The following is a 13,170-nucleotide window of genomic DNA, read 5'->3' on the forward strand; positions in this document are numbered from 1 at the left end:
CTCATCAGCAAAGCGGAGAATGCCATGAATTTTCAGCAACTGCGGGCCGTGCGCGAAGCAGCGCGCAACGGCTACAACCTGACCGAAGTCGCCCAGGTGCTCTACACCTCGCAGCCGGGCGTGAGCCGCCAGATCCGCGAACTGGAAGACGAGCTGGGCGTGGATATCTTCATCCGCGCCGGCAAGCGGCTCACGGGCCTGACCCCGCCGGGCGAGGCGATCCTGCCCATTGTGGACCGGCTGCTGCTCGAATCGGAGAACCTGCGCCGTGCGGGGGCGGATTTTCATGCCAGCCGCAGCGGGCAGCTGAGCATTGCCGCCACGCACTCGCAGGCGCGCTATGCGCTGCCGGTGGTGGTGCGTGATTTCCGGGCCCAGTTTCCCGATGTGGCACTGCATCTGCACCAGGGCTCTCCCCGCCAAGTGGCCGAGATGCTCCTGAGCGGAGCTGCCGATATTGGTGTGGCCACCGAAGCGCTCACGGGTTATGCAAGCCTGGCCACCTTGCCGGGCTACCGCTGGACGCACAGCGTCGTAGTGCCGCTGGGCCATCCGCTGCTGGCTCAGGTGGAGTCGGGCAGGCCGCTCAGTCTGCAGTCGCTGGTGCGCTTTCCCATCATCACCTACGAGCAGGGCTACACCGGCCGCGCGCACATTGACGAATCCTTTGCCACAGCGGGCCTGGAGCCCAACGTCGTGCTGACGGCCATGGACGCCGATGTGATCAAGACCTATGTGGAGCTGGGCATGGGGATCGGTATCGTCGCCTCCATTGCCTTTGACGAGGAACGTGATCGCCATCTGCGCGCGCTGGATGCGGGGCATCTGTTCAAGGTCAACACCACCCGCATTGCCCTGCGCAAGGGCGTGTGGCTGCGCGCCTATGCGCTGCAGTTCATCGAGAGCTTCGTGCCGACCCTGACGCGTGATGTAGTGCTGCAGGCCGTGTCCGCAGCCGCTCCTGACGAAGATGCATCTGTAAGTGCTGTACAAAAGGCAGCTTAAGTTGTGTTAATTGTTTGAATAATTTGTTTTTGTTGTTCTGATATGTGTACGCTATGATGCAGTTTTTCAACTTGCACCAAGAAGGGGATAGCGTATGCGTAAAGCTCTGGTTTTGACCGCCGTTGCAGGTAGCCTGGCATTGGCCGGCTGTAAAACCATGGATACGGGCAACATTGGCAGCATGATCGACAGCGGCTCGACGGCGATGAAAGCCATGACTTTGTCCGACAGCGATGTGGTGGCGCTGTCCAACGAATCCTGCGAGGCCATGGATGCCCAGAACAAGATTGCGCCCGCCAACAGCAAGTACACCCAGCGTCTGAACAAGGTGATCGCCAACATGCCCAAGGACGTCGACGGCAAGAAGGCGGTCTACAAGGTCTACCTCACCAGCGATGTGAACGCCTGGGCCATGGCCAATGGCTGCATCCGGGTATACAGCGGCCTCATGGATCTGATGAACGACGACGAACTGCGCGGCGTGATCGGCCACGAAATTGGCCACGTCGCCCTGGGCCACAGCAAGAAGCGCATGCAGACCGCCTACGCTACTTCGGCGGCGCGCCAGATTGCAGCCAACAGCGGCAACTCGGCGCTGTCGTCCCTGTCGCGCTCGCAAGCGGGCGAGTTGGGCGAGAAATTCATTCACGCGCAGTTCTCGCAATCGAATGAATCCGAAGCCGACAACTATTCGTTTGACCTGCTCACCAAGCAGAAGATGGAGCGCAAGGGTCTGGTCACCGCATTCCAGAAGCTGGCCAAGCTCGGCGGTGGCGGCGGCAACTCGCTGATGAGTTCGCACCCTCCATCGGAAGAGCGCGCCAAGGCGATGCAGGCTCGCCTGGACGGGAACAAGTAAAAGCCCCTCCGTTCGCTCGAACCCATGCACAGGCCCTTGGCAGACGCCATGGGCCTTTTTGCATGTATTGCGCATTGTGGGCCGATGGGCTTCGCTGCAACGCGCTGTTGGCTGACGGACAGAGCCGGGCGAGCGGGCACAATGCTCCTATCTACGCAAAAAAGCAAAAGAAGGAGCCATCATGGTTGACAAGCATTTGCCCGCAGACAGCACTCCAGGGGCGGCAAGAGGCCAGAAGGTGTTGCGCCGCCTGTGTGCGCCCATACTGGTTCTAGGCGCAATGGCAGGGCTGGCCGGTGGTGCCTGGGCTGAGGGCCTGCGGCCCGCAGGTGCTGGATGGAGCCTGTCCTCTGGCTCATGGGCAACCCCGATCCATGCGCGCGACCGCGATTACCGCAGCCGCGAAGAAAAGATCCGTGAGCATGAACGTTCGCAAGGCTATTACGGCAATGGGGAGCGCCGGGCAGACCGGCAGGATCGCCAGGACCGGCTGAGAGAGCAGCGCCTGCGGGAGAAGCGCTACAAGAACCGTTCGTCCCACCACCGCCGCCACCAACCGGCACAGCCCGCACAGGACTGGCAGCGCTGAGCTGTCAAACGTCGCTGCAAACTCGTCCGCACGAGTCGCCATGGGCTCAGGGACCTGCATTTGCTGAGCCTGGGACTGCTATGCTGTACCTGCATTCAGCCCTGAAAGCTCTTCGATGAAACTGCTTTTGCTCAGCAACTCCCGGGCCCCTGATGGCGGCTATCTCACCCAGCAGCGCGATGCAATCGCCGCCACCTTGGGGGGCATACGCAAGGCATTGTTTGTGCCGTTTGCCGGGGTCACCATCAGCTGGGACGATTACACCGCCCAGGTGCAGGCCGCCATCGCACACACCGGTGTGCAACTGGTGGGCGCACATGCGGAAGATGCCGTCGAGCAGTTTCTGGCAGGCGAGGTGCAGGCCATCATTGTGGGCGGAGGCAACACCTTCCAACTGCTGGCCGAATGCCGCAGGCGCGGCTGGCTGGTGCGCCTGGGCGATGCCGTGCGTTCGGGCCGCATGCCCTATATCGGCTGGAGCGCCGGTGCCAATCTGGCGGGGCTGACGATCAACACGACGAACGACATGCCCATCGTCAACCCGCACGGCTTTGGCGCGCTGGGGCTGGTGCCTTTTTGCATCAACCCGCACTACAACAACAGCCTGCCGCCCGGCCACCAGGGCGAAACCCGCGACCAGCGCCTGGCTGAGTTTCTGGTGGCTAACCCGCAGATGCGCGTGGTGGCGTTGCCCGAGGGCACCTGGTTGGAGGTGAATGGCAGTGCCGTGGTGGTGGCTGGCGCCTATGCGGCCAAGCTGTTCACCGCGAATGTGGACGCGCAGGATCTGGCACTCGGATCCCATATCTAGAGCCAGTTTCTAGAACGCGTATCTGGACCGGGCACGTACCGGGTTAGAGCCGCTAACACAACCCAGCAAATCGCAGATTTGCGGTTGAGACGAGGCGCCGGGCCGCGTCAGGCCGGGCCGCGCTAGGCGAAGTAACGACGTATCAAGGGTTGTGTTTGCGGCTCTTAGTACAGCCGCCGTACATCGCCATTGGTGGGTGAAGCGCTTTCGTGGAACAGGTCTTCCAGGTACTGCACCAGCTCGTGCTCCTCGATGAAGTCGGGGATCACAAAGCCTGCGGGGCGGCGTTTGCCGTCGGAGCCGACTGCCATGACCTGCCAGGCATCGGCCCGGCGTTCCACGTCAACAATGCGGGTGTAGATACAAAATCGCATGGGATGGCCTGTTGCGAATGATGCGTGCACGCGTCCGTGGTACGGACCTGCACGGCCGTTGATGGCATGTGTCCTGCCGTGCGCGCTGTGCCCCGGTGATGCCAGGGCACAGCGAGCAGCCGGTGGTCCGGCCTGGCTTACAGGCGCTCGAAGATCGCTGCAATGCCCTGGCCGCCGCCAATGCACATGGTTACCAGTGCATAGCGGCCGCCCGTGCGGTGCAGTTCGTGGATGGCCTTGACCGTGATGATGGCACCGGTCGCACCGATCGGGTGGCCCAGCGAGATGCCCGAGCCGTTGGGGTTGACCTTGGCCGGATCGGCGCCCAGCCCCTTGGTGACGGCGCAGGCCTGCGCTGCGAAGGCTTCATTGGCCTCGATCACATCCATCTGGTCGAGCTTGAGGCCTGTCTTGGCCAGCACGGCCTTGGATGCAGGAATGGGGCCGATGCCCATGATCTTGGGCTCGACACCCGCGTGTGCGTAGCCCACCAGGCGGGCCAGTGGCTTGGCGCCGCGCGCACCTGCCGCAGATGCTTCCATCAGCACCACAGCGGCGGCGGCATCGTTGATGCCCGAGGCGTTGGCGGCGGTGACGGTGCCGTCTTCCTTGGCGAACACGGGCTTCATCTTCTGGAAGTCTTCAATCCTGGCACCGGCGCGAAAGTGCTCGTCCTTGTCGAAGGCGACCTCGCCCTTCTTGCTCTTGAGCATGACGGGGACGATCTGGCCTGCAAAGCGGTTTTCGGCCCAGGCGGCTTCGGCACGCTGGTGGCTGGTGAGGGCCAACTGGTCCTGGTCGTCACGGCTGATGCCAAATTCCTTGGCCACGTTCTCGGCTGTCACGCCCATGTGGATCTTGTGGAATGGATCGTGCAGGGCGCCGGTCATCATGTCGACCATCTGTGTGTCACCCATGCGGGCGCCCCAGCGGGTGTTGAGGCTGGCGTAGGGCGCGCGGCTCATGTTTTCGGCGCCGGCACCAATGGCGATGTCGTAGTCGCCCAGCAGGATGCCCTGGCTCGCGCTGATGATGGCCTGCAGGCCCGAGCCGCACAGGCGGTTCACGTTCATCGCGGGTGTTTCCTTGGGGCAGCCGCCGTTGATGGCTGCCACGCGGCTGAGGTACATGTCCTTGGGCTCGGTGTTGACCACATGGCCGAACACCACATGGCCCACATCCTTGCCCTCGACTCCGGCACGGGCGAGCGACTCCTTGACGACCAGCGCGCCCAGCTCGGTTGGCGGAATATCTTTGAGGCTGCCGCCAAAGGTGCCGATGGCGGTGCGCACGGCGCTGCAGACAAGTACTTCACGGGTCATGGTGTATCTCCTTGGATGGGTATGCGAAAAGGCGAATGGAAACAGTATGCCGTGCGCAACAGGCAGCTTCTTAGCGGGTTTTATTGGTGCGCTGCAGCATGATCGCATTATTGCCAGCCTCGTGCCTGCCGGACAAGTCGGGACGGCTACGTACAGGCGTGCAGCGCGCCTTGGCGACACTGCTGCAGCCCAGTCGCATGCGAAAAAAAAGCATCTTGCGCCCATCAATTGTGCGCAAGATGCTATGTTTTTCAGAGCAATTGGGGACCAATTTCAACCAGGGGCATGTGTCACGGCCTCGATGTTGTAGCCGTCCGGATCGCGGACAAAGGCCGCATAGTAGTGCGCGTGGTAATGCCTGCGTGGGCCGGGCGCACCATTGTCGATGCCCCCGGCGGCGAGGGCCGCCGTATAAAAGGCATGCACCTGTGCCTGGTTGGCGGCCCGGAAGGCCACATGGACGCACTGCGAGTGCGGAATGCCTTCACGAATCCAGAAATCGCCGCCGGGATCCGAGCCCTGGACTGGCGTGGCGCTGCCAAAGCCGATGGCGCCCGGATGCAGCTTGCGCATCTCGTAGCCCAGAGGAGCGAGCACCCGGGTGTAGAAGGAGCGGCTGCGCTCCAGATTGCTGACGTTGATGCCAATGTGGTCAAGCATGGTGGCAACGTGGCTCCATGTTGTTAGAACGTGTTTACGATCTCTACGCGGCCGCGTTGGAGTGCAATCGGGATGAGTTCGAAGCGATGGGACGCAGCTTGCACCGGGGTGCAAGCAAGGGCCAGCGCGAAGAAATCGCCCGATTTCACTCCAACCCGTAGGGACAGTGGCTTTGCAGGCGGTCTGCGTCGTTGCAGCGCTTGCCAATAGCTGGCTATTGGCTGCGCACTGCGCCTAGCACCCCAACCCGCAAAATCACTGTCGCGGCGCGAGGAGATCGTAAACACGTTCTTACGGCTCACGTACGTCGGCCACTACGTTCTGGCCGAAATCGGGGCGATCGAGCCAGGCCAGAACCTTGGCGCCAGCTTCTGACGGAGAGCTGAGTTTGCCGCCTTCGTGCAGGCCCTTGAAGTTGCCCACATCGGGAAAGGCGCCTGCGTCGGCGCTGCGCAATTGCACCTGCATGTCGGTGTCGATCACGCCTGGCGCGAGCGAGACGATGCGCGCGCCATGGGGCTTGTGCGCTTCTTCCAGCGCCACGCAGCGGGCGTAGGCATCCATGCCCGCCTTGGCGGTGCAGTAGGCGGCCTGCGATGCCATGGGGCGGCGGCCCAGGCCAGAGGACACATTCAGCACCTTTTTCGGAATGGTCCAGCCTTCGGTTGCACCCAGAAAGACCCCGGTCAACGCCATGGGCGCTTCCAGGCCCACGCGCAGCGCATTGCGCAGGTCGGCGGTCGGCACGGCAGACAGGGGAGCGATCTGCGGTATGACCCCCGCATTGTTGATGAGCGTGGCGCTGGCCCAGTCTGCAGGCTGGAGGCTGCGCAGCCAGTCGCCCAGGCGCTGGGCGGCCGCATCGGTCTCTCCCAGGTCCTGTTCCCACTGGATGAGATTGGCAGGCTGAGAGGCCGCAGCAGCCAGTTCGCTGGACGCGCGTCGCGCAATGCTGAGCACGGTGTGGCCCTGGGCCAGCAGTTGCAGGCCCATCGCCAGGCCCATGCCGCGCGAGCCACCGGTGAGGATGTAGAGATGCTTGGTCATAGCCAGCAATCCTAACGGCAGTTGGGGCCCGTTTCGCCCCTCGCAGCTTCATCCTTTTCTATCGGGTTGGCTGCGCACTTTGAAGAGCTTGGTTAGGATGACTGGGTTTGATTGTTTCAGGAGAAATTGCACCATGGGCCAGCAAAAAGTTGCCATCGTGATCGCCGGCGGTTCCGGCATGGGCGCTGCAGCCGCACGCCAACTGCACCAGGCCGGTTTTGCCGTCGGCATTCTGTCGTCTTCGGGCAAGGGCGAGGCTCTGGCCAAGGAGCTGGGCGGCGTCGGCGTGACCGGGTCGAACCAGAATGTGGCCGATATGCAGAAGCTGGTGGACGCCGTGATGCAGCGCTTTGGCCGCATTGACGTTCTGGTGAACGGTGCAGGCCACGGCCCCAAGGGTGATCTGCTCGCCATCAGTGATGAAGACTGGATCAAGGGCCTGGAAGTGTATTTCCTGAACGTGGTGCGGGCCACGCGGCTGGTGGCGCCCATCATGCAGGGCCAGGGCGGCGGCGCCATCATCAATATCTCGTCGGCCTGGGCGTTTGAGCCCGCGGCGCTGTTTCCCACCTCAGCCATGGCGCGCTCGGGCCTGGCGGCGTTCACCAAGATTTTCTGCGACGAGTATGGCAAGCACAACATCCGCATGAACAATGTGCTGCCCGGCTGGATCGACAGCCTGCCCCAGAAGGACGAGCGGCAGGCCGCGGTGCCGCTGCAGCGCTATGGCACGGCCGAGGAGATCGGGGCGACGGTGGCGTTTCTGGCGTCCGAGGGCGCCGCCTACATCACCGGGCAGAACATCAAGGTTGACGGCGGCCTGATGCGCCATATTTGAGGCCTTATTTCGTTGCTGGTGCCAGCCGGGTTCCAGCCCTCTATGCTGCTGGCGCTTTGTTGGTGAGCGCGAGCAGTTATTTTTATGGTGATGCCTTCCAATAGGTGGCGGGTTGTCATCGGTTATCCGCGCTGCATGCTCGCTGCGTGGAGAGTCTGGCGGGAGGAGAAGGGGCGATGGGGCGCGCGGCGCGGGGTGCCAGCGTCACCAGCACAATGCCGATGACCACGGGCACTATGCCCAGAAAATCGGCCAGCGCCAGGGGCTCGCCCAGCACGGCCCAGCCAACGATCAGGCCCAGTGGCGGGGTCAGAAAGAACCAGGCGCTGGCGCTGCTGGCATCGGTGCGGCGCAGCAGGGCGAACCAGAGCGTGTAGCCCGCGATGGAAACCACGGCCACCGACCAGAGCATGGACGCTGCAAAGCGCAGGTTCAGGTGCACATCGGACCACTGTTCCACAGACAGCGCCCACGGCAGCATGATGGCCGAAGCCAGCAGCAGTTGCAGCGCAATATTGGCGGTGCTGCCGACTCCAATGCGCAGGCGCTTGTACAGGACGGTGCCCAGCGAAATCAGCACGAGCGCGAGCAGCAGCATGAGCGTGCCGTGCCAGGAATCGAGCGGGCCGCCCAGCCGGTGGCGCACGATGAAGGCCATGCCCGCAAAGCCGAGCAGCAACCCGGCAAGCTTGCGCCCCGTGAGCCGCTCGCGCAGCAGCGGCACGGCAAGCAGGGCCACCACAATGGGTGCGGCCCCGATCACGATGGTGGCCAGACCCGCAGACACCTCGCGCATGGCGCTCCAGCTGACACCCAAGTACAGCGCGTGGTTGCAGGCGGCTATCAGCAGCAGGCTGGCGAGTTCGCGGCCATTGGGGCGAATGCGCTCGCCCCGGTAGTGGCTCCAGGCAAGCAGCAGTGCCCCTGCACAGAAAAAGCGCATGGCCAGGAACAGCAGCGGCGAGCTGTCGAGCAGCGCAAACTTGGTGGCTGCAAAAGCGCTGGCCCAGACCAGGGTGAAGGGAATGGCAAAGGCCAGCACCGTCAGGCGCGAGGGCGAAGGCAGTGGCGAGACCGAAGAGGGGGGCTGGGCAGACATGGCAGTGGGCGGCAAAAGAGGATGACAAATCCACTGTAGGGGTTTAAGCTGATATTTGGAAATTCAAAGTTTCCATGTGAGATATTCGATTTATCGATGGGTTTGGGGCAGGAGGCTCGAATGGCCGACTTTGATATCAGCTTGTTGCGCACTTTCACCTCGGTGGTGGACAGCGGCGGTTTTTCGCGCGCGGGCGAGCGGGTGCACCGCACCCAGTCCACCGTCAGCCAGCAGATCAAGAAGCTGGAGGAGCAGGCCGGGCGCCAGCTGCTGTCGCGCGGTGCGCGCTCCAGCCTGCTCACACCTGATGGCGAGCGCATGCTGAGCTATGCGCGGCGTATCCTGGCGCTGCACGACGAGGCGCGCAATCTGTTTGCCGAAGACCTGCCCGAGCTGGTGCGCGTGGGCGTCACCGAAGACCTGGCCGTTGATTCGCTGCCTGCAGTGCTCAGCCCGCTGGCGCTGGGAGAAGACCATGTGCGGCTGGAGGTGCGGTGCGGTCTTTCGCGGCTTTTGGAGGCAGACCTGGGCAATGGTCTTCTGGATGTAGCCCTGTTTCGCCGCGTGGAAAGCCAGCCCAGCTCCGGCCCGGACTGCTGGGCGGAAAGCCTGCAGTGGGTTTGCGCACAAGGCAGGCACCCTGAGCAGTCTCAGGTACTGCCGCTGGTGCTCTTTCCGCATGAATGCATCCTGCGCGGATACGCGCTGGGCCAGCTCGACGCCATGGGCCGGCGCTGGCGCATTGCGTACACCAGCCCGAATGTATCGGGCATCCAGGCTGCCGTACGTGCGGGGCTGGGCGTGGCGCTGCTGTCTCAGCGCATGCTGCCCCTGGAAGGCCTGCGGGTGATTGCCCCGGGCGAGGGCCTGCCGTCACTGCCACAGGTGTCCGTGCTGCTGCGCAGCGGCACGGGCGCAGTGGGGCCACGGGCGCAACAGGTGATGGAGTTGCTGCGTGCACACATGGATGAGACGGTGGCTGCCTCCCATAAGCTGGCATCCGTATCGGCGGCCATACCGGCATAGCCCGATCCTCATCGGATCCTGATCGGTTCAAAAATCCGCAGGCAGGGTGCACGCCACCGGCACTTGCGTCACCGGGTGCGTGAAGGCAATGTGCTGCGCCTGCAGCAGCAGGCGGGGCGCCATCGCCTGTACGCCGGACGTGGCATACAGGCTGTCGCCCAGTATCGGGTGCCCGATGGCCTGCAGATGCACGCGCAACTGGTGGGTGCGGCCGGTGACGGGAGCCAGCCACAAGCGCGTGCTGCCCGAAGGGGTGGAGGGCAGAGCCGCTGCTTCTTGGTCCGTCACCGCGCGCCACCAGGTCTGGCTGGGTTTGCCTACGGCATGGTCTACCCGCTGCAGCGGCCGGCGCTCCCAGTCGGCGATCAGCGGCAGGTCGATCAGGCTCCAGCGCTCTGCGTCTTGCGGCATGCCGGCCAGCAAGGCGGCATCGGCAGGTGCGGGTTGCGCCACGGGGGAGCCGCTGGCGACAGCGATGTAGCGCTTGTCCACCCTGCGTGCGGCAAAGGCATCGCCCAGCGCGCGCTGCACGGCCGGGCTGCGCGCCATCACCACCAGGCCCGAGGTCGCCTGGTCGAGCCTGTGCACTACCAGTGCATCCGGCCATTGCGCTTGGGCACGGCTGCTGAGGCAATCGAGCTTGTCCGGACCCCGGCCGGGCACGCACAGCAGGCCGGAAGGCTTGTTCAGCACCACGAGGTGCGCGTCTTCATACACGGGAATCAACACAGGGCACCGTCTCGCCAAAGAAAGACCGTCATTGTAGAAACTGTACGGAAGGCGACAGCAGCATGCTGCCGACCAGTGCGCCGTGCCTTAACTTAACTTACCTTACCGTAGCACCCACATGCACCAGCGGCATTTGCTCATGCCGATTTACCGCAACTAGGGTTGCTACGATGGCCGGGTGCCACCGGTTGGTGCTACAAAAATGGTTGCTGCTGGCGCTTGCCGGGTAAGCGCTGCACATCAAATAAGTCTGAAGGAGAACGTATGCTTGGCCTGATGCAAAACCAGCAATTGCTGACCTCGAACCTGCTGGAGTTTGCGGAGCGTTACCACCGCGATACCGAGATTGTCTCGCGCCGGGTGGAGGGGGATATCCACCGCTACACCTACGCCGATTTTGCCCGGCGCGCGCGCCAGGTGGCAGGCACGCTCGATGCGATGGGGCTTGCGCCGAGCACGCGCGTGGCCACCCTGGCCTGGAATGGATACCGCCACCTGGAGCTGTACTACGGCGTGGGCGGCTCGGGCCGCGTCATCCATACCGTCAACCCCCGCCTGCACCCTGATCAGATTGCCTGGATCGTGAACCACGCCGAAGACGCGGTGCTGTGCTTTGACATGAGTTTTCTGCCCATCGTCCAGGCAGTACACGCCAGATGCCCCACGGTCCGGCAATGGGTGGCGCTGTGCGATGCAGACAAGCTGCCGGCTGGCAGCGGCATCCCCGGCCTGGTGTCCTACGAGGACTGGATTGCCGCTGCGCCCACCAGTTACAACTGGCCGCAGTTCGACGAAAACACCGCCTGCGGCATGTGCTACACCAGCGGCACCACGGGCAACCCCAAGGCGGTGCTGTATTCGCACCGCAGCACCACCTTGCACGCCTATGGCGCATCGCTGCCCGATGTGATGGACATTTCGTCGCGCGATGTGGTGCTGCCGGTGGTGCCCATGTTCCACGTCAACGCCTGGGGGCTACCGTATTCGGGGCCTTTGAATGGCGCCAAGCTGGTGTTCCCCGGCCCGGGGCTGGATGGCCAATCGGTGTACGAGCTGATCGAGGCCGAAAAGGTGACCTTTGCCGCTGGTGTGCCCACGGTCTGGCAGATGCTGCTCAACCATGTACAGAGCCAGGGCCTGAAGTTCAGCACGTTCAAGCGCACGGTGATTGGCGGCTCGGCCTGCCCGCCAGCGATGATCAAGACCTTCCAGGACGATTATGGCGTGACCGTGCTGCACGCCTGGGGCATGACCGAGCTGAGCCCGCTGGGCACGGTCTGCACCCTGAAGAACAAGCACCTGGCCCTTCCTGCGGAGGAGCAGGCCAGGCTGCTGGCCAAGCAAGGCCGGGTGATCTACGGTGTGGACATGAAGATCGTGGGCGACAACGGCGAGGACCAGCCCTGGGACGGCAAGACCTATGGCGATCTGCTGGTGCGCGGCCCCTGGACGGTGGGCAACTATTACCGCAACGAGGGCCCGTCCCCCCTGGTCAAGGATGCGCAGGGGCGCGAGTGGTTTCCTACGGGCGATGTCGCCACCATCGACGCCGATGGCTTCATGCACATCACCGATCGCAGTAAGGACGTGATCAAGTCCGGCGGCGAATGGATCAGCTCCATCGACATTGAAAATATCGCCATGGCCCACCCCGCCGTGGCCATGGCCGCCTGTGTGGGCATGCCGCACCCCAAGTGGGACGAGCGCCCGGTGGTGTTTGTGGCCTTGAAGCCGGGCCAGTCGGTCAGCAGGGAGGCCTTGCTGGCCTTCTACCAGGGCAAGACCGCCAAGTGGCAGATTCCCGATGATGTGGTGTTTGTCGAGAGCATTCCGCTCGGGGCCACAGGCAAGATGCTGAAAACCCGGCTGCGCGAGCAGCATGCCGACTACGTGCTGCCGACCACGGCATAGGCTGCCGGCCAGGAACGGATTTTCAGCAAAATCAATCGATGGCGTAGATGTGAAGCGCGCCTGTAGCTATCAAAATCGCAGTAACGGAGATGCACCATGGCGCGAAGGATTCAACAGCTTTTCGACCTGACTGGCAAGACTGCGCTGGTGACCGGCGGCTCGCGCGGCCTGGGCCTGCAGCTGGCGCATGCACTGGGCGAGGCGGGCGCCAAGATCGTCGTCACCAGCCGCAAGGCCACCGAGCTGGAAGCTGCCGTGGCCGAGCTGCGTGGCGCGGGCATCGACGCGCGCTGGATCGCCGCTGATTGCGCGGTGGAGGCAGACATTGAACGCCTGGCCGCAGAAACACTGGAGCGCGTGGGCGACCTGGACATTCTGGTCAACAACGCGGGTGCCAGCTGGGGCGCTCCTGCCGAAGACCACCCGCTCGCCGCCTGGGACAAGGTGATGAACCTGAATGTGCGCGGCTATTTCCTGCTCTCGCAGCACATTGCCAAGAACAGCATGATCGGCCGGCGCAGCGGTGCCATCATCAACGTGGCCTCCATTGCCGGGCTGGGCGGCAACCCGGTGGCGATGAAAACCATTGCGTACAACACCAGCAAGGGCGCGGTGATCAACTTCACGCGCGCGCTGGCGGCCGAGTGGGGCCACTATGGCATCCGCGTCAATGCACTGGCTCCGGGGTTCTTCCGCACCAAGCTCGCCAGCGGCCTGATCGACCAGTTGGGCGAAGACCAGATGACCGCCAACGTGCCGCTGGGGCGCCTGGGCGACAACGAAGACCTCAAGGGTGCCGCCGTGCTGCTGGCCAGCGATGCGGGCAAGCACATCACCGGCCAGTTTTTGGCGGTGGATGGCGGCGTGAGCGTGGTGACGGCGGGGTAGGCCCCCCGCAGA

14 protein-coding genes are annotated in these 13,170 nt (G+C 63.7%); 8 read left to right on the forward strand and 6 right to left on the reverse strand.

Going from position 1 to position 13,170, the window contains the following annotated elements:
- Window positions 1–24 precede the first annotated feature (24 nt).
- The 4 genes from ACH2DG_RS05430 to pepE all read left to right on the forward strand — a co-directional run bounded on the left by ACH2DG_RS05430 (window position 25) and on the right by pepE (window position 3,264).
- Window positions 25–1,005: a CysB family HTH-type transcriptional regulator gene (locus ACH2DG_RS05430; RefSeq protein ID WP_377779862.1), complete on the forward strand. Its 981-nt coding sequence runs from the start codon at window positions 25–27 to the stop codon at window positions 1,003–1,005.
- Between the two features lie 94 nt (window positions 1,006–1,099).
- Window positions 1,100–1,864, forward strand: coding sequence for a M48 family metallopeptidase (locus ACH2DG_RS05435; RefSeq protein WP_395024672.1), 765 nt, complete (start codon window positions 1,100–1,102; stop codon window positions 1,862–1,864).
- 181 nt (window positions 1,865–2,045) lie between these two features.
- Complete coding sequence (locus ACH2DG_RS05440) at window positions 2,046–2,453, forward strand: hypothetical protein (protein ID WP_395024673.1); 408 nt, start codon at window positions 2,046–2,048, stop codon at window positions 2,451–2,453.
- Window positions 2,454–2,568: 115 nt separating this feature from the next.
- Window positions 2,569–3,264 carry a dipeptidase PepE gene (gene pepE / locus ACH2DG_RS05445; protein ID WP_395024675.1) on the forward strand — a complete coding sequence of 232 codons (696 nt, stop codon included), beginning with the start codon at window positions 2,569–2,571 and terminating at the stop codon, window positions 3,262–3,264.
- A 164-nt stretch (window positions 3,265–3,428) separates the two neighbouring features.
- Here pepE and ACH2DG_RS05450 read toward each other — a convergent pair whose 3' ends face one another.
- From ACH2DG_RS05450 to ACH2DG_RS05465, 4 genes are all read right to left on the reverse strand, one after another.
- Window positions 3,429–3,638, reverse strand: a complete 210-nt coding sequence (locus ACH2DG_RS05450) for a hypothetical protein (protein WP_224149004.1) — start codon at window positions 3,636–3,638, stop codon at window positions 3,429–3,431.
- A 137-nt stretch (window positions 3,639–3,775) separates the two neighbouring features.
- Window positions 3,776–4,960, reverse strand: coding sequence for a beta-ketothiolase BktB (bktB, locus tag ACH2DG_RS05455; protein WP_395024677.1), 1,185 nt, complete (start codon window positions 4,958–4,960; stop codon window positions 3,776–3,778).
- A gap of 273 nt (window positions 4,961–5,233) precedes the next feature.
- On the reverse strand, window positions 5,234–5,620 hold the full coding sequence (locus ACH2DG_RS05460; protein WP_395024678.1) for a VOC family protein: 387 nt from the start codon (window positions 5,618–5,620) through the stop codon (window positions 5,234–5,236).
- A 291-nt stretch (window positions 5,621–5,911) separates the two neighbouring features.
- Window positions 5,912–6,667 (reverse strand): SDR family NAD(P)-dependent oxidoreductase, encoded by a 756-nt coding sequence (locus ACH2DG_RS05465; RefSeq protein WP_395024679.1) that lies wholly within the window; start codon window positions 6,665–6,667, stop codon window positions 5,912–5,914.
- A 133-nt stretch (window positions 6,668–6,800) separates the two neighbouring features.
- Here ACH2DG_RS05465 and ACH2DG_RS05470 point away from each other — a divergent pair, with 133 nt between their 5' ends.
- Entirely contained in the window at window positions 6,801–7,505 is a 705-nt protein-coding gene (locus ACH2DG_RS05470; RefSeq protein WP_395024680.1) for an SDR family oxidoreductase, read from the forward strand.
- 115 nt (window positions 7,506–7,620) lie between these two features.
- Here ACH2DG_RS05470 and ACH2DG_RS05475 read toward each other — a convergent pair whose 3' ends face one another.
- Window positions 7,621–8,604: a DMT family transporter gene (locus ACH2DG_RS05475; protein ID WP_395024682.1), complete on the reverse strand. Its 984-nt coding sequence runs from the start codon at window positions 8,602–8,604 to the stop codon at window positions 7,621–7,623.
- Between the two features lie 120 nt (window positions 8,605–8,724).
- On the opposite strand from ACH2DG_RS05475, the gene ACH2DG_RS05480 reads away from it, so the two are divergent.
- Complete coding sequence (locus ACH2DG_RS05480; RefSeq protein ID WP_395024683.1) at window positions 8,725–9,630, forward strand: LysR substrate-binding domain-containing protein; 906 nt, start codon at window positions 8,725–8,727, stop codon at window positions 9,628–9,630.
- 27 nt (window positions 9,631–9,657) lie between these two features.
- On the opposite strand, the gene ACH2DG_RS05485 is transcribed toward ACH2DG_RS05480, so the two are convergent.
- Complete coding sequence (locus ACH2DG_RS05485) at window positions 9,658–10,359, reverse strand: pseudouridine synthase (protein WP_395024684.1); 702 nt, start codon at window positions 10,357–10,359, stop codon at window positions 9,658–9,660.
- Between the two features lie 264 nt (window positions 10,360–10,623).
- Here ACH2DG_RS05485 and ACH2DG_RS05490 point away from each other — a divergent pair, with 264 nt between their 5' ends.
- Together ACH2DG_RS05490 and ACH2DG_RS05495 are read left to right on the forward strand one after the other, a co-directional pair.
- Window positions 10,624–12,270, forward strand: coding sequence for a 3-(methylthio)propionyl-CoA ligase (locus ACH2DG_RS05490; protein WP_395024685.1), 1,647 nt, complete (start codon window positions 10,624–10,626; stop codon window positions 12,268–12,270).
- A gap of 96 nt (window positions 12,271–12,366) precedes the next feature.
- Window positions 12,367–13,158: an SDR family oxidoreductase gene (locus ACH2DG_RS05495; protein ID WP_395024686.1), complete on the forward strand. Its 792-nt coding sequence runs from the start codon at window positions 12,367–12,369 to the stop codon at window positions 13,156–13,158.
- Window positions 13,159–13,170 lie beyond the last annotated feature (12 nt).

Source organism: Comamonas odontotermitis, from assembly GCF_040396735.1.
GTDB classification, from domain to species: Bacteria; Pseudomonadota; Gammaproteobacteria; order Burkholderiales; family Burkholderiaceae_C; genus Comamonas; species Comamonas odontotermitis_C.